The sequence below is a fragment of the Candidatus Pantoea communis genome, from assembly GCF_011752685.1.
Taxonomy (GTDB): Bacteria; Pseudomonadota; Gammaproteobacteria; order Enterobacterales; family Enterobacteriaceae; genus Pantoea; species Pantoea communis.
Map to the genome: position 1 here is coordinate 16,441 of NZ_VWXC01000017.1, position 21,624 is coordinate 38,064.

Sequence of the window (21,624 nt, forward strand, 5' to 3'; positions counted from 1 at the left end):
GCAGCCTACCAACATATCATCAGCTTCGCTACGCTTTATCTACCGGTCATTATTCGTATTCAGCAGTGTGGAGAGCAGAGATGAAAGCAGTCACTTACCCCCAACCAGGAGGTCCAGAGGTTTTACAACTGGTGGATGTCGTTGAACCTTCGATTACGCAGGATGAGCTGCTGGTGGCGGTGGAAGCCATTAGTGTTGAGGGTGGCGATATCATTTCGCGCAATAGTCAGTACTTACAAGCGGGCGAGTCACTTGGTTATGCGGCGGCAGGAACCATTCTTGCCATCGGTTCAAACGTGACGGGATTTAAGATCGGTCAGAAAGTGGCAACGTTTAACTGGCGAGGTGCCTATGCAGAACGTCGCGCTGTCGCTGCCTATAACTGTTTTCCTGTTCCAGATGGCCTGGATGCGCGCATTGCTGCCGCCATTCCGGTGGGGCCAGGCACCGCTGCATGGGCGTTTCATTTAGGTCAGCTGCAGCCAGGCCAAACCGTGCTCATTCTCGGCGCGGCGGGTGGGGTGGGCATGGCTGCCGTCCAACTGGCATCCCGCATGGGTGCCCGGGTGATCGGAACCGGTACGCGTCCCGAATCACTGGAAAAATTACGTGAATTTGGCCTCAATGACGCCATTGTGGTGGGTGACAAGCAGGCTGGCGAGCAGGTGCGGGAATTGCTGGGCGGCAATAAAGTGGATTTGCTGATCGATACCATCGGCGGCGCAGCATTGTCAGATGGCATTGAAGTATTAAAAGACGGCGGGTCGGCGGTTCTGATCGGCATTCTCGCTGGACGTAATCAGATGGTCGATGCGGAATATCTGCTGTTGCACCGTATTACGTTGATCGGATGCTTGCTGGGACCAGAATGGGGTGAAAAACAGATTGCCCGCGATTTGGTGAATGAACTAATGGTGATGGCGGCGAAAGGCGAACTGATCGTGCCTATCGATAGTACTTTCCCGCTGGAAAAGGTGGTTGAAGCGCATCAACGAGCAGAAACGCGCGGGCGTTTAGGCAGAGTGTTTATCACTGTTTAACAGTGTGCGGCCGCAAGGCCGCACACTATCTGGTCACTGCTTATCCAGTGACCAGGTCGCACTGCGCACATCCACTTTCACTGGCAGCAGTCCGACACGGGTAAACGTATCGGCTAACGCCTGCTGTTCATCAAATACCTGCGGCGTCATACGCGTGGCGCCATACGGCAGGCGTTTCAACGTGGTCTGCCAGATTGCCTTATCTAACCCGGTCGATTTGGACAGAATCGCGGCAGCCTCATCCTGATTGGCGTTCGCCCAGTCACTCAATTTGCTCAATTCATCCACCACCTGTTTCGCGGTGTCAGGATGGCCTTCGGCAAAGGGGCGGCTGGCGAGATAGAAGGTGTAATGCGGCACCAGGCCTTCCGCATTGCGGATTTCACGTGCATCGGCATTCGCTTCCACTTCCGCGAGGAACGGATCCCAAATCACCCACGCATCAATCGCGCCTTTCTGGAAGGCGGCGCGCGCATCAGCTGGTGGCAGGTAAACGGGTTTCACGTCCTTATAATTCAGTCCGGCATCTTCCAGCGCTTTCACCAGCAAATAATTCACGTCAGAACCCTTGTTCAATCCAACGCGCTTACCTTTCAAATCCGCCACGCTTTTGATCGGCGAATCTTTAGGTACCACGATGGCTTCGGTTTTGGGGTTAGCAGGGGAGTGACCGAGGTAAATCAAATCCGCTTTGGCAGCCTGCGCGAAAGCGGGTGGAGCATCCCCGGTGGCGGCTAAATCGATGCTGCCCACGTTTAGCCCTTCCAGCATCTGCGGCCCGGCCGGAAACTCTACCCAGCGGACATTGATGCCTTCCTTCTTGAAGGTTTCATCCAGCGTGCCGCGATACTTCAGCAGCGCAAAAATATTGGCTTTCTGATAGCCGATGGTCACGGTTTCTGGTTTAGCGGCAAAGGCGTGCGCAGAGAGCAGGCCAAAGCTAAGCGCCAACGCGCTCAGAGCAGGAATTTTTGTTTGCATGATGAGTCTCTTGTGGATTTTTTCTCACCATAGCAAAGCGCTTATATAACCAATAAATAACTAATTTCGATCGCTTATAACCTAATTTTTTGTGATCAAGATCATTCACTGTAATCAGCATGTCATCTTGATTTGCATAGATGCCCAGATAATTAGCACGGTAATAATTTGTATAACAAATCAAAATGTCATCTCGATATGCTTCTGTCAGGATAGGCACTTACGTTGCCTGCTATGGGTTTCTTTCGCTCTATGAAGTGGTTTTCACAAAGCGCAGTGCTGTTTTCTGCCAAAACTTGTCTTGCCGCCTTTCTGGCTTTTTACATTGCTCTGGAACTCAATCTCGATAAACCGGCCTGGTCACTGACTACAGTGTACGTTGCCTCACAACTCTATTCGGGTTCGACCGTATCGAAATCGGTGTTTCGCTTTTTCGGCACCTTGCTGGGTGGGCTGTTTACGCTGCTAATCTATCCCACTACGGTAGAGTCACCGATGCTGTTCAGCCTGTGCATCTCTTTATGGGTGGCGGCATGTCTCTACCTGTCGCTGCATGACCGCACGCCGAAAAGCTATGTGTTTATGCTCGCTGGTTACAGTGCGGCGATAATGGGCTTTCCCGACGTCACGTCACCCTCGGCCATCACCTACACGGTGATTTCGCGTATTGAAGAGATCACGGTGGCGATCATCTGCAGCAGCCTGGTGCACCGCTTAATCATGCCGGTGTCGATGCGCAGTCTGTTGGAGCAAAGCGTCAGCCTGTGGTACCAGAATGCGCGCAAGCTGTGCAGCGAGTTAGTCACGGTGATGCCAGCTGATAAATCGGTGGAACGAGAAGATATTCTGGTGCAGATGGCGAACTATCCTCTCAACGTCGAAACCCTGATTACGCACTGTGTTTATGAAGGCGATGCCGCGCGACGTCTGGTGCGGTTGGTTAGCGTGCAGTATCAACATCTTTCCTATTTGATTCCGACGCTGACAGCGATTGAGTCGCGGCTTAATTTGCTGGCGCAGCAGGAAATCCGTTTTCCGGACTATGTTGCAGAGGCATTCCAGCAATTTTTGTTATGGCTGAACGGCGATGACCAGGTTCAGATTCACGATGTTTTGACCGTTACACAGGCGCAGCTGAAGCAGGCCTGGCAGGAGGGGCGGCTCAACAGTGAAGAGAGTATTTTGTTGATTGGATTGCTGGAGCGCCTGCTCAACTTCGTGCGTATCGCTAATGCCTATCACAGCGTCAGCGAGCGCGTGAGTGAGTGGACACCGACCGTCAAGCCGGGAAAAACCGTGCGTGCGCATAAGCATGTCGATAAAGGTTTGCTGTTGCTTTCCTGCTTTACTGCGTTTCTGGCCACTTTCGCCACCTGCTTGTTCTGGATCGGCAGCGGCTGGAAAGATGGCTCGACTGCGCCGATGATGGCGGCGGTACTCTGCTCATTCTTTGCCGGGCTGGACAGTCCTATCGCGCCGATGAAGCTATTCCTGAAGGGCGTATTGATCTCAATGGCGATCAGTCTGCTCTACGTCACCGTGTTGATACCACAGGCGGTAACGTTTGAAGCGATGATCATCTGCCTTGCGCCCGGATTATTTGCGCTGGGATTGGTGATTGCCAACCCGGCAACCAATTTGATTGGCCTGATTGTCGCCACGCAGATTCCAGGGTTGATTGGTATGAGCCACCATTTCAAACCCGATCTTCTGCTTATAGTAAACGCCATGATTTCGACGCTGGTGGGCATTGTCATCGCGCTGGTGCTGACGTTGCTAATCCGCAACAAGCGTCCGTCGTGGACGGCGAAGCGCGCGGTGCGCAAAGGGATCCGCGATCTGCTGCAGTTTATCGCTACGCTGCGTCTCAACACGGTGACGATGACGGCGCGGCAGCAATTTGTGGCGCGTACGCTGGATAAGGTCAACATTATCTTGCCACGTAAGCGCGTCGATCCCTCGCCCGATCTGGTTTCCGGCGGCAATCTGATTGCCGAGGCCTGGCTTGGTGCCAACTGTTACGACTATTACACGCGGCACAAAGCGCTGCTGACCGAGAATGGCATTGAGAGTGCGGCGATGTTCCATGAGCTGAGTGTGTTCCTCAAACGCAGGCTGAAATCCCTGCAGACACAGCCCCATTCGGCGTTGTTGCATGAACTTAATCGCCTGCTGCTGGGTTTAGAAGCGCGAACATTACAGGAACAGGCGTTGTTTACGCCGATGTTCCATCTGTTCAATATCCGCTTATCGCTGTTTCCCTCAGCGCGCTGGCCGGAAAACGCGTCACTTGAGGTTGGCCGTGTATAAGTGTGCCGTGAGCCCTGTATTTGAGCAGGGGACATGCACCGGACTGCCAAATCCCGTACAGTGCTGAACAGGCTTGATAAAGGATAATCGCAGATGAAAATGATCGGTTTGATCGGTGGAATGAGTTGGGAATCGACGGCGCTCTACTACCGCATCATCAATGAACAGGTGAAGCAGCAACTTGGCGGACTGCACTCGGCGCGCAGCCTGATGTACAGCGTCGACTTTCAGGAAATCGAGAAGTTACAGGTGGCGGGTGAGTGGCAGCAGGCCGGTGAGATTCTGGCAGAGGCCGCGTGCAGTCTGGAAAAGGGTGGGGCGGATTTTATCGTGCTCTGCACCAACACCATGCACAAAGTCGCTCATCAGATCACCGATGCCGTGGCTATCCCGCTGCTGCATATCGCCGACGCGACTGCGCAGCGTATTCAGGCTGCGGGCGTGAAGCGCGTGGGCTTACTGGCGACGGCATTTACCATGGAGCAGGAATTCTACAAAGGCCGTCTGGCGCAGTCCGGCATTGATGTGCTGGTACCGGATGAATCGGGTCGGAAGACGGTGCATGACATCATCTATCAGGAGTTGTGCCTTGGCATTATTCGTGAGTCGTCGCGAGCGCGTTATCGTGAGGTGATTGCTGAGCTGGTGGCGCAGGGCGCCGAAGCGATCATTTTGGGTTGCACCGAAATTACCCTGCTGGTGAAGCCCGAAGATGCCAGCGTGCCGCTGTTTGATACCACGTTGATTCATGCCGAGGATGCGGTGAAACTGGCTCTGGTAATAAAATAATTATCCTGCTAATTATTTTGTGTGTTACTATGTACTCATTGAAGGCACAACGTCTGACCCCACATGGTCGTACAGGGATGTGCCAGAACTGGCTGCCAATACGTTGGCAGCCTTTTTTGTGGTCAGAATGCTGTTTCCAGTGAATCTGTGACGCAATAATCGTCGTCCACCAGTGGCAGATAGCGCCATTTATCAAAAGCGGTGCAGGGATGAGAGATACCGCATCCTACCCAATCACCCGGCTGCAACGTTTCATCATCGGGCAGCAGCAGATACGCATGTTGATCGTTGACGTCACTGATACGCAGATGGGTTGCCGCGCGCGGTTCACTGCCATCTGCGTTGCGGATCCACAATGGATTGGGCAGATCCTGGTCGAACGGCACATCACGCCGACCAAAATCGACAAAAGCCAATCCTGGCTCAGGACGAGACAATACCCGCCCCCAAATCTCCAGCGCTGCATCGAAGTGATGGCTCGAACCCGGTTGCGCGAAGGGTGCAATGCGCGCATACAAGCCGCTGTCATGCGCCATATAGGCACCGGACCGAATCAAGGGTGTCATCGGCAGCGGTAATGTCGCGGCAGTAAAGCATTCGGTCACCACGTCAAACCAGGCGCCACCGCCAGCGCTGAGGATGATGTGATCGCTGCTGAAGAGTTGATGATCTGCCAGCAGTGCAGCGGTGCTGATCATCATCTGACAATACGCTTTCACGCGCTGAATACCGGCTTCATCGCGACCCGCCCCCAGTGCACCTTCATAACCGGCCACGCCCACCAGCTGCAGTGAAGGGCTGTCTTTAATCGCTTCGGCAATCTTGATTGCTTCCTGTTGGGAACGGCAGCCGGTGCGACCACCGCTCACCGACATCTCCAGCAACACAGAAATCTGTGCATCGCCGAGATGCTGCTCCAGCAATTTTACGCCCTGCAGTGAATCCACATAGCAGAGGAAACCGTGGTCGGGATGCTGCTGCTGCCATTGACCAATCCAGCGAATGCCCGCCGGATCGACCAGCTCATTGGCGAGAAACACATTGCGGATGCCAAACTGACGCAGCGCGCGCACCTGTGCTGGCGTGGCAGCACCCAATCCCCACGCGCCACCTTCGCTAATGGCGCGGCGCAAGATCGCGGGCGACATTGAGGTTTTCCCGTGCGCTGCCAGCATGATGCCGTTCTCCTGGCAAAATGTTGCAAGCTGGTGGAGGTTGTTCTCCAGCGCTGACTGCTTCATCACCATCAACGGGGAGAACACTTCATCACTGGTAAACACGTTACTGCCCGGCGTTAACGGCTGATCGCCTGCACCCGACACCGATTTAAACCGTGGCGCAGGTTGTTGAGCATCCAGTAACCCGTCTGCCTGCAGAGGAAAATGAATCGACATAGTGGCTCCTGTTAGTGCTCAAGCACGCGCGATAAGAATTGTTGAGTGCGCGGGTTCTGCGGATTAACAAAGATTTGCTCCGGCGAACCCTGCTCAGCGATAACGCCTTGATCCATAAACACCACGCGATCCGCCGTTTTACGGGCAAAGCCCATTTCGTGCGTCACCACCACCATCGTCATGCCTTCACGCGCCAGGCTGCGCATCACTTCCATCACCTCGCCAACCAGCTCCGGGTCCAGTGCGGAGGTGGCTTCATCAAAGAACATAATTTTCGGTTCCACCGCCAACGCGCGCGCAATGGCGACGCGCTGCTGCTGACCACCGGAAAGCTGTGCCGGATAGTGATGCGCGCGTTCCGCCAGCCCAACACGAGTCAGTGCCGCCATGCCGCGTTTGTTGGCTTCCGCTTCCGACAGTTTTTGCGCTTTAATCAGCGCCAGGGTGACGTTACCCAGCGCGGTTTTGTGCGGGAACAGGTTGAACTGCTGGAACACCATGCCGACATGGCCGCAAATTTCGCTGCTGCGCTTACGGTCGTGCAATGGCACTTTGTTGACCCATATTTCGCCGCCATCAGCGGTTTCTAAGCCGCTCATGATGCGCAGCACCGTACTTTTTCCTGAGCCGGATGCACCAATTAACACCAGCACTTCGCCGGGTGAAACATCCAGACTGATCTCTTTCAGCACCTGAGTGGAGCCAAATGATTTAGTAATGCGGCTCAGCGTAATCGCAGATTGGCTCATGATATCTGGCTCCTGGTTTGATGATGTTGAACCCAACGTGAAAGCGGGAAGCAAATGGCGAAGTAGAGCAGGGCAACCAGGCCGTAAATCACCACCGGTTGGCCGATGCGATCGACAATCGCCTGGCCCTGATGCATCAGTTCGGACATGCCGATCATGCTGACGATTGAGGTGTCTTTAATCAGCGAAAGATACTGACCGGCCAGCGGCGGCAACACGATGCCACGGGTTTGGGGCAATACCACGCTCATGAAGGTTTGACGTTTGGAAAGCCCGAGAATCCAGGACACTTCCCACTGTCCTTTCGGTACCGCTTCAATCCCGGCGCGGAACACTTCCGCGATATAAGCACCCTGGTAGATGCTCAAACCGAGGATCCCGGCGGCAAACAGATTGATCTCATAACCGAAGTAGGCCACGCCGAAGTAGATGAACATCAGCGTGATCAGCACCGGCGTACCGCGAAACAGCTCGGTATAGAGTACGGCGATCTGTTTGGCGACCGGCAATCGGCTGGTGCGCAACACGGCCGCCAGTAAGCCCAGTAACGTGCTGCCGATAATGGCGGCGATGGACAGCAACAGCGTGATACCCAGTCCTTTCAGCAGGATGGGGAAAGAGCTGATGATAAGCTCGCTCATAGCGCATTCTCCTGTTTCACTGGATTAGTCAGCCATTTTTTTGCCCACCACCAGGCGGACTTTTTTACCGGGGTCACCAGCGGCGGGTGGAACATGCGCCGTCCTGCCACCGTGCCCAGCCAGGAGAACAAATTGCTCAGCACCAGATAGACCAGCGCGACAACGCTAAAGGTCTGGATATACAGCAGAGTGCGGGCGTTGATCACCGTGGCGGTGCCGGTCAGTTCTGGCAGGGCAATCGCAGAAAGCAGCGAAGTACCGAGCAGCAACTGAATCAGGTTGTTGATGATCGCCGGCCATACGGCGCGTGCCGCCTGCGGCAGCACCACGCTGAGAAAGATTTGCCGACGCGGGATGCCGAGAATATAAGCGGCTTCGAGCTGACCTTTTGGCACCGATTGAATCCCGGCACGAAAGGTTTCAGACAAGTAAGCGCCAACGTTGATGCCCAGCGCCAGCACACCGGCGGTAAAGGCACTCATGGTGATGCCCAGCGAGGGCAGGCCAAAGAAGATGATGAAAATTTGCAGCAGCACCGGCGTGTTGCGAATAAACTCGACGTAGCAGTGACTGATCCAGCGCAGGGGAGCAACAGGCGATGATTTCGCTAATGCCGACAATAAACCCAATGCTACCGCCAGCACGAAGGCCAGCAATGTCACCTGCAGTGTCAGCCATGCGGCCTCAAGAAAGGTGTCGGCATAGCGCCAGAGGGTTAGCCATTGATAACTCATGGTTTGACTCCTTCGAACGGCGCGGCATCAACTGCCGCGCCGCACATCAATCAATATTGCGGATTCAGCGGGTAACGTGGCTTGCTACCGAACCATTTCTGATACAGCTGGGCGTTTTCACCCGATGCATTAATCTCAAACAGGAATTCATTCAGATAGTTGGTCCACACCTGATCCCCCTGTTTCACACCGAAGGCGTTATATTCCAGTGGTACCAGCGCTTCGTTGGTCACGGTTAACGTCGGATCGAGCTTGGCCTGATAGGCGAGGAAGTTGTTGTCTTCGATCATCGCATCGGCCTGACCTTGCTTCACCGCGAGGATCGCGGCTTGCGATGAGTCGTATTCCTGAATTTTCACATCAATACCGAGGTTACGGACTTCATCCCCATTGGTTGAACCCTTCACTGTGGCGATGGTTTTGCCTGCCATATCATGCGCAGATTGGATACCGCTGTTCTTGCGCACCAGCATCGCTTCACTGGCCACCACATACGGGTTGGTGAAGCCGATCTCTTTGGCGCGTTCAAGATTGCGTGTGAAGTTACAGAACACCACATCGACTTTATTGGTTTGCAGGTTAGGAATACGGTTGGCGCTGGTGGTATTCACCATCTCCAGTTTCACGCCCATCTCCTTGGCCAGTGCTTTAGCCAAATCAACGTCATAACCATCTGGGTTGCCGTCTTTGTCATAAAAACCAAAGGGGGCAAAGCTCAGGCAGTCACCGACACGCAGCGTGCCGCGTTGCAGTACGTTCTGCAGGGCCGATTGCGGTGCGGCGCCAGCCTCTTTTTTTTCTTCGGTGGGTGTGCAGCCAGCTAAAACCAGTAATGCCAGCGCAGCGGCGCCGAATTTAAGCGATGTTGTGTTCATTTTATGCTCTCTATAAAATGGTTATGAGTCGGCGTAACACCGATATTTCACAGCAAAATGAAAAGCATCAATTAATAACAGGCTGTCCTGGTGTGGGCGAAGAAAATAAAAGATCGTCAGCCTGTTTTAACCGTAATAATTATTTACGATCGGCGCGGAAGCATTTCATATCCACTTCCACTTTGCAGTCGACCACTAAATCCTGCACGCTGCAAATGCGTGCCGGTGGATTTCCACTGAATATCTCACTGAATACTTTATTAAAGGAACTGAAGTAGCGTGCGTCGGTCAGCACGGCTGTGACGTGTACCACATCTTCCACGCGATAACCTGCCTCGCGCATGATGGTCAGGCAGTTATCAAATGCTAACTGGGTCTGTTCGATGATACCGCCTTCCACTACCTCACCGTCGCGCATTGGCGTCTGGCCTGAGATATACAGCCAGCCATCGGCCTCTACCGCACGGGCGAAGGGCAACATTTGCCCGCCAGTGCCGGTCCCGCCTTCAATGCCATAACGTTTTATCGTCATGCAAATTGCCTCATTTCTGGAGTTGTTAGTCTGTCCGATATATCAGACTTAAATCTGCAATACCGGATAGGGCAAGATTTGCACAGTGGATTTGCTTTTGCAATATGTGATCGGCTATTTAATTTTTTGTGATGTAGTCGGGATCGCAAAATAAATTTATTGCGGAGTGTTCGTTTAATAAGAATGTGACCTTCGTCGAACATTTTTAATGTCAGCAAAAAATCGTTGCGCCAAAATGAGGCCCCAAAATAGATCGCCATAATATAACGTCAGTGACTAATTTTTATTTTTACGGGGATGGGTAATTGTTGCGTTGGGGTGTATGATGCTTTTCTTTTTTCATGTATTCCAATCGCACCAATGCAACAGGGGAGTAAGCGTATGCCGGATGAAAAACCGTCACGGGCGCGCGGTGTTGACCGGGTTATTGATATTTTCCGTCAGTTGCATATTGCCCGTCAGCCGATGGCGATGCGCGATTTGATCGATGCCACTGGCGCACCCCGATCCAGCGTTTATGAGTTGGTCAGTTTGCTCAGTGAAGCCGGGCTGGTGGAATTAGATGCAGATGGTGCGGTGTTTTTCGGTCGCGAGATGCACTATTACGGTGCGGATTACATGGCGCACAACGATCTGATCCGGCGCGCGCATCAGTTGATGGTCGAGATTGTGGCGCGCCATGGCGAAACTGTGCAGCTTTGTATGCTGGAGGGCAACAAGTACACGGTGGTGCTGTCCGAGAGCAGCAACGCGCACCCCTTCAAGATCACCTCAGATATCGGCGTACGCGTGCCCATCACCTGGACCGCTACCGGGCGTTTACTGCTCAGTAACTGGTCTGATAGCGCGATCCTCGATTTGATTCCAGAAGAAGATTACCGTCTCGCCAGCGGGCAGATTCTCGATAAGCAGGCGTTTCTCGATGAAATCCACCATGCCGGTAAGCTGGGTTATTGCATGACGGAAGGGCTCTCCGAAAGCTTTACCTGCTGTATGGCCGCGCCGATTCGCTCACGCAGCGGCCAGGCGGTGGCGGCGATCTGCTTTATGGTCAGCCGTGATACGTCGCAAGAGCGTCGGCAGATGCTGTTGCAGGAGTTGATTACCTCCGGGCAGAAGCTGTCCGATTTCACCTGACGCGCATTTCCCTGCTGCGGCGGCTTGCGGGCTGCCTGCAGGGAACGGATAATCCATCTGCCATCTGCCATCTGCCATCTGCCATCTGCCATCTGCCATCTGCCATCTGCCATCTGCCATCTGCCATCTGCCATCTGCCATCCGCCATCCGCCATCCGCCATCCAACCTTCATCACTCAACATTAATACTCGGTTACAACCCATTGTCCTGGCGTTTATTTTCGGCCCTTAAGGTTGTGTTAAGGTAATTGATAATAATAACTATTCTTTTTACCACGGAGTTTTAGGATGAAAACGCGCCTGCTACTGGCAATGGGATTACTGGCTTCCACGGCGGCTTCGGCTACCACTTACCCGTTAACCGTCACCGATATGGACGGCAACACGCAAACCATCACCAAAGAACCGCAACACATCATCCTGCAGGATGGCCGCGATATTTTGACGCTGGCGCTGCTGGATCGTGATGACCCGTTCAAGCGTGTGGTGGCGTGGAATAACCTGCCGAAGAAACAAGACACCCAAACCTGGGATCTGCTGAAAGGCAAATGGCCTGAAGCGACCAAAATTGTCGATATGGGCTTCAGCGACCAGGGCCAGGTCAATCTGGAAAGCGTGCTGGCGCAAAAGCCCGACATGATGATTGCCCAACTGCGCGCGAAACCGGCGCTGCAACAGTCAGGTGTATTGAGTACGCTGAATAATCTGCATATTCCCGTGGTGTTTGTGGATTATGAACTGCACCCAGCGCAAAACACGGCACCCAGCGTCACGCTGTTGGGCAAAGTGTTTAACCGGGAGAGCCAGGCTAAGGCCTATACCGATTTCTATCAGCAGAGGTTTGATCGCATCACCAAAGGCGTCGCTGAGGTGAAGAACAAACCGACGGTGTTTATTGAGCCGATTGCCGGTAACAGCGATAACTGCTGCTTCACTCACAGTCACAATGGCTGGGGCGGATTAGTCGAAGCCGTAGGCGGTAAGAATATTGGTTCCGAGCTGTTGCCGGGCAACGTGGGCTTTATCGCGCTGGAAAAGATTATAGCGATGAAACCGGACGTTTACATCATGACCGGTTCAAAGCGGCCTAACACCAACGTGCTGCCATTCGGCTACGGCGTGCAGCCGAAAGAGGTGAATGCCACTTTCCAGACACTGTTGAAACGTACCGGTCTGGCACAGATCGAGCCGGTGAAAAATGGCCGTGTTTATGGCGTTTACCATCATTTCTATAACCACCCTTACAACATCGTGGGGATGGAAATTTTGGCAAAAGACCTTTATCCGCAACAGTTTGCCGATTTGACGCCTAACGCCGACTTCCGCACCATCGTGAAAAAATTCACTAAGTTACCGGATGAAGCGATCGATCTAAGCTATCCCGATAACAAGTAATGCTTTATAGCGGGCCGAAACGGCCCGCTTTTTATTAGCCTTAAACAACAATCTTTCTTCGACGCAATGACAACCGTAATTGTTATGTTATAACATATCAATTATAACGTTTGGTGTGGCATGTCACCGCACCTGCACTTGTCATGTTGAAGGAGTTGCAATGTCATCATTATCCCCGAATTTTAAAAAGTTGCCGGTTACTGTCCTCTCCGGCTTTCTCGGCGCGGGCAAAACCACACTGCTTAACCATATTCTCAACAATCGCGAAGGTCGCCGCGTGGCAGTGATCGTCAATGATATGTCAGAAGTGAATATCGATGCCGCCCTGGTGCGTGAGGGCGGGGCGGAGTTGTCGCGCACCGATGAGAAGTTAGTCGAGATGAGTAACGGCTGCATCTGCTGCACGCTGCGTGAAGATCTGCTGCTGGAGGTAGATCGCCTCGCAAAAGATGGCCGTTTCGATAACCTGGTGATCGAATCTACCGGTATTTCCGAGCCGCTTCCGGTGGCGGAAACCTTTACCTTTGCCGATGAAGACGGACAGAGTTTATCGGAAGTCGCTGCGCTGGACACCATGGTGACCGTCGTGGACGGCTTCAATTTCCTGCGCGATTACGAATCCAACGAGAGCATCAAATCCCGCGGTGAATCGCTGGGTGAAGAAGATGAACGCACGGTGGTGGATCTGCTGGTGGATCAGATTGAGTTCTGCGACGTGCTGATTCTGAACAAAACCGATCTGATTGATGAAGCGCAAAAAGCCCGCTTGCTGGCGATATTGCATTCTCTCAACCCGCGTGCACGCGTGGTGACCTCTGAGTTTGGCAAAGTCGCGCTGAATCAAGTGCTGAATACCGGTTTATTTGATTTTGATGCGGCCTCACAAGCCCCCGGCTGGTTGCAAGAACTGCGCGGTTCACATACGCCAGAAACCGAAGAGTATGGCATCCGCAACTTTGTGTTCCGCGCGCGTCGTCCTTTCCATCCCACCCGCTTCGCTAGCGTCATTGAAGGCGATCTCCAAGGCGTGGTGCGGTCTAAGGGCTTCTTCTGGCTCGCCAGTCGTCCTCATTATGCCGGTTCCTGGTCACAGGCCGGTGGTGTGACGCGTCAGGGCTTAGCAGGCATGTGGTGGGCCAGCGCGCCGAAAGAGCGCTGGCCGGAAGATCCCGAGACGCTGGAATACATCATGCAGAACTGGGTCGAGAGCACTGGCGATGCGCGTCAGGAAATCGTGTTTATTGGTATTGAGATGGATGAGGCCCGTCTGCGCAACCAGCTGGAACATGCGCTGCTGACTGACGAAGAGATGGCGCAGGGCCCGGAAAACTGGGCCGAATATCCGGACCCGTTTGAACCCTGGTTTCACTGAGGAAGATAAACGCGAGGAACCAGGCAGATCGTTGACGGTGCAATGAACTGAGCGCCCGGCCACATATTTCTGCCTGAGCGAAGCGCAGTTCCCCAGCGGGTACTTTGGCACAACCTGGTTTAACGGAACGGCATGACGCCATGGATTGCAAACCCACGCCGCAAAGTGCGGCAGCAAGAGGTCACGATGCAAAAAATCCCCCTCACCATTCTCAACGGTTTTCTTGGTGCAGGCAAAACAACGCTTTTAAAAAGTCTGTTGGTTCAGGCACACAAACAGCAACTTGCAGTCTGCGTCATCGTCAATGATATGAGCGAACTGGACGTTGATGGCGTGCTGATTGCCAATACTGAAATCGTCAACGCCAGTAAACATAATTTCATCACGCTCTCAGCCGACAGCATCAGCAGCCGAACGGGTATCGAAAAACTCGATGCCGCACTTGAGTCGATGCTCAACGCACATCGCCCGGATCTGATCCTGCTGGAAACCTCGGGCAGCAGCCATCCGTTGCCGCTGGTGCGTTATTTCCGCGATCATGCTGAAGTGCAACTCAATGGATTCTTATCGCTGGTCGACAGCGTGATGCTGAATGATGATTACCAGCAGGGCGAAGCGCTGATTCCTCGTTTGCAGGCCAATCTGACTCGTCACGAGCGGCGCATCGAGAATCTGCTGGCAGAACAAATCATGTTTTGCAGCCATCTGCTGCTCACCAAAAATGATCGGCTGCCGTCTTCCAGCATTACCCGCATTGCCCAGGCCATTCATCCGCTCAATCCCTATGTGGCAGTGATGGCGGTATCGCGGGGAAACCTCTCTCTGAGTGAACTCATGGCGATGCAGCCCTACGATTTCGGGCGAGTCGCGCAGTTAATTGAAGAATTAGCGGATGAGGTGGATGCCATTGAACCCGGTGCGTGGCAAATGACTTCCGAAGTGATTCACGACGATCGTCCATTCCATCCGCAGCGATTGTGGGATACCTGCCACCACTTTATGGGCGCGGGCATCTATCGCAGTAAAGGCTTTTTCTGGTTGCCGACGCGCGATGATTTAGCGCTGTTGTGGAATCAGGCCACCGGCAGCATCAGTCTGGAATTTATCAGTTACTGGAAAGCGGGAATTCTGAATCATCGTGATAGTCCGCTCACTGCAGAGGAGCGTGCGGCGGTCGAACAGGCAGTGGCAAAAATGCCGGGGCGATTTGGCGATCGGCGCTGCAGTTTAACGGTGATTGGTGAACCGGATGAAGTGAAAGCCTTTACCGTCGCCCTGAAACGCTGCTTTCTCAATAAAGAGGAGCTTGCATGGTGGCAAAGCGGCGGTGAATTTGCCGATCCCTGGCCGCAGCGCGTGGCGCGCGTATCCGCCTGAGTTAGCCCGCCAGCGCACGCATTTGCGTACAGAACGGACACTGGCAGCCGGATACGGGCTTTAACAGCGCCGCATGCACTTCCGCGGTCGCCAGAGGCTGCGTCAAATCGACGTTGGCCACTGCGGTATCCGGTTTTTGCGCCAGTTTTAACGTATCAATCTTTGCCTGAAAGGCACCTGCTTTTGCCGATGCTATGGCGATAAGCAACAGAGGAACAGTGGTCTTCATCGCAGCAACCTCAATGAATGATTAGAAATGTGACGATATAACATTAACACGAAGCTGTTAAGGAATTTCAATATGACCAAACCCACAGCAGCCGAGCAGCAAAACCTTCTCAGTATGCCGCCAGAAGAGTATATGAATCCTCACCAAAGTGAGTATTTTTTGCGCTTATTACGTTTTGAGCGCCAGGAACTGCTGCAACACATCGACTACCTGAAATCGCAGCTGCAACGCAGCGAACAGCAAGGTGACGAAGCCGATAAAGCGATCCGCGAAGAGGAGTTACGCTTATTGTTTCGCCAGATTGATCGCGAAAGTCGCCTGCTGCCGAAAATTGATGCCGCCATGCAGCGTATTCATCATGGTGAATATGGCTATTGTCGTGAGACGGGCGATCCCATTGGCCTGGCTCGCCTGTTGCTACGCCCCACCGCAGAACTCTCCATTGATGCCAAGATCAAGCAGGAACGGGTCGAAGCGCAGTACCGAAAATGACAGCCACCCAGAGCACAGGCTCTGGGTGCTGATTACTGTGAACGTCCCAGCCACATTGACACTTCAACGCCGTCGTTGTAAGGCAGCGACAGATAGCCACGCCCGCTGTGCACATGTTCGAGATATTCGGGGCTGAAATCGGCATCATCGGCGACGATCAGCGCACCAGGGCGCAAATGTGGTTCAACCAGCGCCAGTATCTCAGGGTAAATTGCCTTGGCGCCATCGAGCACCAGCATATCGATGGCAGCAGGCAGGTCGCGGCTCAACGTATGCAGCGCGTCACCCACGCGCACTTCAATCAAATCACTTACGCCCGCATCGGCAAAATGATTGCGCGCCAGCGCCACCTTTCCCGGCTCAAATTCACTGGTGATGATCTTTCCGCCGCCGTTATCGCGTAACGCTGCCGCGAGATGCAGCGTTGAAATCCCAAAGGAGGTGCCAAACTCCACTATCGACTGCGCCTTGCTGCTGCGTGCCAGCATGTACAGCAACTTGCCGGTTTCACGCGACACCGCCAGTGGCACATTTTTCAGATGACCATAGAGTTCGAGATAATCTGTTTTGCTCTGCAACAGGCGATTTTGCTCTTCATCGGACATGACGCGGAAGGCTTCATTGGTCGGATGCGCCATATTGTCGGCCAGTTCGAACAGGTAGTTAAGCAGCGGCGCCAATGGCGCGGAAGTTAAGCTCGTCATGATGATTCTCCGTAGATTAATCTGTGCGAACAGAATACGATGAATCATTCGCATTTCACTATTCGTGTTCGGGAGTATCAGGTGGCTGAACGTCGTAACACCAGGATTTCAGAGAGAAAAATTCCTAAACAAGCGCGATCCAGCGAGCTGGTTTCGGCGATTTTGCAAGCCGCTACTCAGGTTTTGGAACAGGAAGGCGCCACGCGGTTTACCACCGCACGTGTGGCGGAGCGTGCTGGTGTGAGTATTGGATCGTTGTATCAATACTTTCCCAATAAAGCGGCTATCCTTTTCCGCTTACAAAGTGAGGAGTGGCAACGCACCGGCGATCTTTTAGGATCAATCCTGCGCAATCGAGATGTGCCTGCGGGTGAACGTCTGCACCAACTCACGCTCGCTTTCTTGCACTCAGAGTGTGAAGAAGCGGCAATGCGGACCGCACTTAACGATGCAGCGCCGTTATACCGTGATGCACCGGAAGTGGCAGCCGCGCGCGCGGCGGGTGAAAACGTGATGAGTGACTTCCTGTCTGAGTTATTGCCCAATCTGGAAGAGAATCAACGTCTGCGCGCTGCCGACCTGATCAACAGCACACTGGGTAACGTGGGCAAGCATTTTTCCGAAACACCGCGCACTGAGGCGGAGATTTTCGACTACGCAAAGGACATGGCAGAGATGTTCTGTGTCTGGATCAGGGAAAAAGGGGCGGATTTGCAGTAAAAGATGGCACTGGAAATCTCTGAAAGCGGTTAACAATCTCATTATTACCATTCTCATTAATCCACACCGCGAGTAAGCTCTATGAAAACCTTTTCACAGCTGGATGGAATGCTGGTCAAACGATACGGGAGAGCAAGATGGCAGTAAAAATGATTGCGGTGGATATGGATGGGACTTTTCTCGATGACAACAAACAGTACAACGCTCAACGATTCGCGCGCCAGTACGCCTTGTTGAAAGAGAAAGGCGTTCGTTTTGTGGTCGCCAGTGGCAATCAGTATTACCAGTTACAACGCTACTTCCCGGATATCAAAGATGAAATCGCCTTTGTCGCCGAGAACGGTGCCTGGGTGTCAGACAGCAATGAAGAGATCTTCTGCGGCGAATTAGCGCCAGAACGCGTCCATCAAATTCTCGATATTCTGGCGAAAGAGCCGGATATCAGCACCGTGGTGTGCGGTCGCAATGGCGCTTATGTGCACACCTCAATGCCGGAGGAAGTGATTGCGATGCTGGCGAATCACTATCATCGGCTGGAAAAGCGCGACAACCTCTACGATATCGATGACACCATCTTTAAGTTTTCGCTGAATCTGGCCCACGAAGGGGTGGATGCCCTGATGGATCGTCTGCACAAAGAACTGGGCGCGATTGAAAACATTATGCATCCGGTCTCCAGCGGCTTTGGTTTTGTCGATCTGATCATTCCTGGCTGCCACAAAGCACATGGCATCGCGCTGCTGCAGGAAAAATGGGGCATCGACGATTGCGAAGTGCTGGCTATTGGCGACAGCGCCAATGACCTCGAAATGCTGCGTCAGGCGTGCTACAGCTTTTCGATGGCCAATGCAGCCGCGCCCGTGGCCGCTGTTGCGCGTTATAAAACCGACAGCAATAACGACGAAGGTGCGCTTAACGTGATAGCACGCTTGCTGGCACGCGAAGAGCCGTTTGGCTAATCCCTCGCGGCAGAGTTTATCGAACCAGAGCTAAACTTTTAGCTGGGCGATCGATTCTGCCGCTACCTTTATCACCTCAGGCCTCACGTCTCGCTAACCTTTTTTCCATCCTCTTAATCAGCGGCGGCAAGAGTAATGCGCTGCCGGCAACCAGCACCCAGAATATGATCGGCAGTGGCGCTGCTATCTCAAAAGTCATGGCCGAAACAAAAAAGGCGAGGGTGGTACTCAATGACATCAGCGCCGTTTGCAGGGACAGGAAACCAGCCCGACTGGCCTCATTTGGAAATCTCGTCGTCACACACGACACCACCACCAATCGTCCGTAAGCCCCGCTCAGAAACAGCCCCATGAATAATGAGCTGGCATGCAAACCTGTCACGGGAAGCAGCATGCTGACCAGTAATATCAGCGTTGAGACAATGGCTAAGGTGTAGCTGGACCAGTGAGCCAATAGTTTTCCGGTAAGCTTTGTCGCCATCAACCCAGCGATGCCACCGATGAAGAACAGCATGGGCAGCGAGGCGTTCACAGCCTGCATGTGTTGGGTCAATAAAGGCACCAAAGCAGGAATGATGAGCATAGGAGTGAATTGCGCGATGGCGTTCCCGCTGGCGAAAAACAACCATTCTGGCGTCATTGTTATCGATGATTTAGGGGCGATTTTGCGCGGGGCATCAGGAATAAACCCGGCAATAAGAAGCAAAGCTATCAGGCACAGCAAACCAATGAGTCTCGTTGCGCTATACCAGCCGAAATGTGTGCTCAAAAACAGCATGGTCGGCATCCCTGCAATGCTGACCACAGAGAAAGCGGCAATGACGGTGGCAATCATCCGTGCTCGTAATGCCGCTGGCGCGAGGCTGATTTATAAACTCATCCCTACACCCATGGTTGTTCCTCCCACTAAGCCCGCCATAAATCGTAGAACCAGCAGCAGGGTATAATCGCTCGTGAAGGTGATCAGCACCGTCAGAGCGCCTAAAAGCGCCATATTCCACAGTAAAAACCGTTTGGCGTTAACGCGGTCAATCCATTTCCAAATACATAACCCGGATAGCACTGAACCCAGGGTGTAAGTCCCCGTGACATAACCTGCATAAGTGACAGGCACTGAAAATTGAGACGCCATGTAGGCAAACAGCGGATTAAACATCATGTATTCGAGGGCATTCGTGAATTGAACAAAAGCGATAATCACAGCGATGCGGATCACAGCGAATGAACCTGATTGCGGCGTGAGGACAGGCATAATTTGCTCCATTAAGTTACAGGAGGCCTAGTCTATTGCCCGTGCATCATTATGATTAGAGCGATAAAGTGAGAGGATTAATTATCAAAAATGGGATAATCGATGCGCAGTAGAATCGATTTAAATGTTTTGCGGGTATTCGTCACCGTTGCAGAGAAGGGCAGTTTTGTCGGCGGCGCGCGTGCCTTGAATATACCTGCATCGAATGTGAGTCGCCAGATTTCGCAGCTGGAAGAACGATTAGGGATGCGACTCATACAGCGAAGTACGCGTCAAATGAAGCTTACTGAAGCAGGGCAGATGTTTTTTGACAGCATGCGACCACTGCTGGACTCGGTGAATGAGACGGAAGCCAGATTAAGCCACGCACAAACTGAGCCGGAAGGGCTGCTACGCGTATGTTTACCAAATGGAGTCGGGCCGGTGATTTTCGGCAATCTTTTGGCTGACTTTGCACTGCGATATCCCAGAATTGAACTCCATTGTACTACCAGCCTGCAGGGAGCAGAGGCACTGTGGGATGACTGCGATGTTGTCATTGATATCAGTCGCGGCACGCGCGCCAGCAGTGATGTCATAGCTCGACCGCTGGCTTCATTACCCTGCCACATTGTTGCGGCGCCGACTTTACTGCAAAAATACGCCAGACCAACGCATACAGAACAATTGCTGGCTCTGCCCTGCATCACCACCGTAAGTGCACTTCAGGGGCAAGCGTGGCAATTTATAACCACTGGCAAAGGATTTCGACACATCAATGTGCTGAGTCCTTTCCGTGTCGACAGTGGTGAGATGGCGATGCAAGCTGCACTGAAAGGCATCGGGTTTGCCATCCTTTCAGCGCAGGCTTGTGAGCCTTATATTCGTAATGGGCAGTTAGAAGTGATTGAACTTGAACTCGCTCCCGCGCCCCTTGAGATTGCGCTGCTCTATCAGGAACGGAGTTTTCTTCCTGCAAGAAGCCGCGCGTTTATTGATTTCCTGCAAGAAGCGGTGCGAAATCAACGAGAAAAATAACCCGCCTCACGCATATCCTGCAGCAATCCAGGCCCGGTAGGCTGCCAGTTAAAGGTCTGGCGCGTCCATTCACTGGAAGCTGGGTTATCGATTGAAGCAAAGAACGCCATCCAGCCCAGCCACTCTTTCGCTTCTTCCATGCTCAGGCTTTTCACCGGCAGAGACAAACCTGCTCCAATGGTTTCGGCGATCTGACGAAATGGGATGCCTTCTTCCTGAATCGCATGCAAAATCGTGCCGGCTTCGGCGTGCTCGGCGGCGAGGCAGAACAACTCTGCCGCATCATCACGATGCACCGCAGGCCAGCGATTCGCACCATCCCCGACATACACCGCCGCGCCTTTCTCTTTCGCCATGTTAATGATCATCGGCACAAAGCCGTGGTCGCCTGCGCCGTGTACCGTGGGCGGAAGACGTACTAGCGAGACGCGCACCCCTTTATCCGCCAGCGCGAGTGCGGCGATGTTGGAGTCGGAACGAGGATGGCCGCCGGAAACCGGTTGAGTCTGCTCAACCGCAAGACGTCCTGGCGAGACCAATGCGGTACCGGTGGTCACCACTAGCGGACGGTTTGACCCGGCAAGCACTTCACCCATCGCCAGAATCGCCTGCTGATCGATAGCCGCTGCGTGATCCATGCGGCTGAAATCATGAATGTATCCGGCATGGATCACACCGTCACTCTGTTCAACGGCGCTACGCAGGCTGGCAATATCTTCTAAATCGCCGCGCATCACCTGGACTCCCTGCTGGTGCAGCTTCTCTGCTGACGCGTCACTGCGTGCCAGTCCAAGCACGTCCACGCCGCGTGCCTGCAGATTTTTCACAATCGCCGAACCGATAAAGCCGCTTGCGCCGGTCACAAAAAGTCGCATATTCGGACTCCTATTTCTGGCTGTTGAAGCACTATGATAAAAGTCTGCGG

Annotated in this window: 21 protein-coding genes and 1 pseudogene; 11 read left to right on the plus strand and 11 right to left on the minus strand. The window is 53.3% G+C overall.

Annotated features, from left to right (window positions below; genetic code table 11):
- Positions 1-80: 80 nt before the first annotated feature.
- A complete protein-coding gene (locus F3J37_RS20005) occupies positions 81-1,040 on the plus strand; it encodes a quinone oxidoreductase family protein (RefSeq protein ID WP_166935262.1) in 960 nt (319 codons plus the stop codon).
- A gap of 33 nt (positions 1,041-1,073) precedes the next feature.
- On the opposite strand, the gene F3J37_RS20010 is transcribed toward F3J37_RS20005, so the two are convergent.
- Entirely contained in the window at positions 1,074-2,021 is a 948-nt protein-coding gene (locus F3J37_RS20010; protein WP_166935264.1) for a sulfonate ABC transporter substrate-binding protein, read from the minus strand.
- Positions 2,022-2,273: 252 nt separating this feature from the next.
- Between F3J37_RS20010 and F3J37_RS20015 the strand changes: the two genes are divergently transcribed.
- Positions 2,274-4,331, plus strand: coding sequence for an FUSC family protein (locus F3J37_RS20015; protein ID WP_166935266.1), 2,058 nt, complete (start codon positions 2,274-2,276; stop codon positions 4,329-4,331).
- Between the two features lie 93 nt (positions 4,332-4,424).
- Entirely contained in the window at positions 4,425-5,120 is a 696-nt protein-coding gene (locus F3J37_RS20020; RefSeq protein ID WP_166935268.1) for an aspartate/glutamate racemase family protein, read from the plus strand.
- Between the two features lie 122 nt (positions 5,121-5,242).
- Here the strand turns inward: F3J37_RS20020 and F3J37_RS20025 are convergent, their stop codons facing one another.
- From F3J37_RS20025 to F3J37_RS20050, 6 genes are all read right to left on the minus strand, one after another.
- The gene (locus tag F3J37_RS20025) at positions 5,243-6,514 is read right to left on the minus strand and encodes an alanine racemase (RefSeq protein ID WP_166935270.1); all 1,272 of its coding nucleotides are present in this window, start codon (positions 6,512-6,514) and stop codon (positions 5,243-5,245) included.
- Positions 6,515-6,525: 11 nt separating this feature from the next.
- Positions 6,526-7,263: an amino acid ABC transporter ATP-binding protein gene (locus tag F3J37_RS20030; RefSeq protein ID WP_034822369.1), complete on the minus strand. Its 738-nt coding sequence runs from the start codon at positions 7,261-7,263 to the stop codon at positions 6,526-6,528.
- On the minus strand, positions 7,260-7,904 hold the full coding sequence (locus F3J37_RS20035) for an amino acid ABC transporter permease (RefSeq protein ID WP_045815500.1): 645 nt from the start codon (positions 7,902-7,904) through the stop codon (positions 7,260-7,262). The genes F3J37_RS20030 and F3J37_RS20035 overlap by 4 nt, the downstream gene beginning before the upstream one ends.
- Positions 7,901-8,638, minus strand: a complete 738-nt coding sequence (locus F3J37_RS20040; protein WP_045833600.1) for an amino acid ABC transporter permease — start codon at positions 8,636-8,638, stop codon at positions 7,901-7,903. Before F3J37_RS20040 ends, F3J37_RS20035 begins: the two co-directional genes overlap by 4 nt.
- A 50-nt stretch (positions 8,639-8,688) precedes the next feature.
- Positions 8,689-9,513 carry an ABC transporter substrate-binding protein gene (locus F3J37_RS20045; RefSeq protein WP_034822375.1) on the minus strand — a complete coding sequence of 275 codons (825 nt, stop codon included), beginning with the start codon at positions 9,511-9,513 and terminating at the stop codon, positions 8,689-8,691.
- A gap of 139 nt (positions 9,514-9,652) precedes the next feature.
- Positions 9,653-10,045, minus strand: coding sequence for a RidA family protein (locus tag F3J37_RS20050; protein ID WP_058960439.1), 393 nt, complete (start codon positions 10,043-10,045; stop codon positions 9,653-9,655).
- A 381-nt stretch (positions 10,046-10,426) separates the two neighbouring features.
- On the opposite strand from F3J37_RS20050, the gene F3J37_RS20055 reads away from it, so the two are divergent.
- The 4 genes from F3J37_RS20055 to F3J37_RS20070 all read left to right on the plus strand — a co-directional run bounded on the left by F3J37_RS20055 (position 10,427) and on the right by F3J37_RS20070 (position 15,326).
- The gene (locus tag F3J37_RS20055) at positions 10,427-11,182 is read left to right on the plus strand and encodes an IclR family transcriptional regulator (RefSeq protein WP_034822379.1); all 756 of its coding nucleotides are present in this window, start codon (positions 10,427-10,429) and stop codon (positions 11,180-11,182) included.
- Positions 11,183-11,470: 288 nt separating this feature from the next.
- Entirely contained in the window at positions 11,471-12,577 is a 1,107-nt protein-coding gene (locus tag F3J37_RS20060) for an ABC transporter substrate-binding protein (protein ID WP_166935272.1), read from the plus strand.
- A 160-nt stretch (positions 12,578-12,737) separates the two neighbouring features.
- Complete coding sequence (zigA, locus tag F3J37_RS20065) at positions 12,738-13,949, plus strand: zinc metallochaperone GTPase ZigA (RefSeq protein ID WP_166935274.1); 1,212 nt, start codon at positions 12,738-12,740, stop codon at positions 13,947-13,949.
- Positions 13,950-14,135: 186 nt separating this feature from the next.
- On the plus strand, positions 14,136-15,326 hold the full coding sequence (locus tag F3J37_RS20070; RefSeq protein ID WP_166935392.1) for a CobW family GTP-binding protein: 1,191 nt from the start codon (positions 14,136-14,138) through the stop codon (positions 15,324-15,326).
- A gap of 1 nt (position 15,327) precedes the next feature.
- On the opposite strand, the gene F3J37_RS20075 is transcribed toward F3J37_RS20070, so the two are convergent.
- Positions 15,328-15,555, minus strand: coding sequence for a hypothetical protein (locus tag F3J37_RS20075; RefSeq protein WP_034822387.1), 228 nt, complete (start codon positions 15,553-15,555; stop codon positions 15,328-15,330).
- 72 nt (positions 15,556-15,627) lie between these two features.
- On the opposite strand from F3J37_RS20075, the gene dksA reads away from it, so the two are divergent.
- Positions 15,628-16,047 (plus strand): RNA polymerase-binding protein DksA, encoded by a 420-nt coding sequence (gene dksA / locus F3J37_RS20080; protein ID WP_166935276.1) that lies wholly within the window; start codon positions 15,628-15,630, stop codon positions 16,045-16,047.
- A 32-nt stretch (positions 16,048-16,079) separates the two neighbouring features.
- Here the strand turns inward: dksA and F3J37_RS20085 are convergent, their stop codons facing one another.
- Positions 16,080-16,751 (minus strand): O-methyltransferase, encoded by a 672-nt coding sequence (locus F3J37_RS20085; RefSeq protein WP_166935278.1) that lies wholly within the window; start codon positions 16,749-16,751, stop codon positions 16,080-16,082.
- Between the two features lie 81 nt (positions 16,752-16,832).
- Between F3J37_RS20085 and F3J37_RS20090 the strand changes: the two genes are divergently transcribed.
- Together F3J37_RS20090 and F3J37_RS20095 are read left to right on the plus strand one after the other, a co-directional pair.
- The gene (locus F3J37_RS20090; RefSeq protein ID WP_369410689.1) at positions 16,833-17,471 is read left to right on the plus strand and encodes a TetR/AcrR family transcriptional regulator; all 639 of its coding nucleotides are present in this window, start codon (positions 16,833-16,835) and stop codon (positions 17,469-17,471) included.
- A gap of 137 nt (positions 17,472-17,608) precedes the next feature.
- Positions 17,609-18,430, plus strand: coding sequence for a Cof-type HAD-IIB family hydrolase (locus F3J37_RS20095; protein ID WP_045815508.1), 822 nt, complete (start codon positions 17,609-17,611; stop codon positions 18,428-18,430).
- 76 nt (positions 18,431-18,506) lie between these two features.
- Here F3J37_RS20095 and F3J37_RS20100 read toward each other — a convergent pair.
- A pseudogene (locus F3J37_RS20100) lies at positions 18,507-19,682 on the minus strand (MFS transporter).
- Between the two features lie 102 nt (positions 19,683-19,784).
- Here F3J37_RS20100 and F3J37_RS20105 point away from each other — a divergent pair.
- Positions 19,785-20,699, plus strand: coding sequence for a LysR family transcriptional regulator (locus F3J37_RS20105; RefSeq protein ID WP_166935282.1), 915 nt, complete (start codon positions 19,785-19,787; stop codon positions 20,697-20,699).
- Here the strand turns inward: F3J37_RS20105 and F3J37_RS20110 are convergent.
- Positions 20,684-21,574 carry an SDR family oxidoreductase gene (locus tag F3J37_RS20110; RefSeq protein ID WP_160866932.1) on the minus strand — a complete coding sequence of 297 codons (891 nt, stop codon included), beginning with the start codon at positions 21,572-21,574 and terminating at the stop codon, positions 20,684-20,686. The genes F3J37_RS20105 and F3J37_RS20110 overlap by 16 nt on opposite strands.
- Positions 21,575-21,624 lie beyond the last annotated feature (50 nt).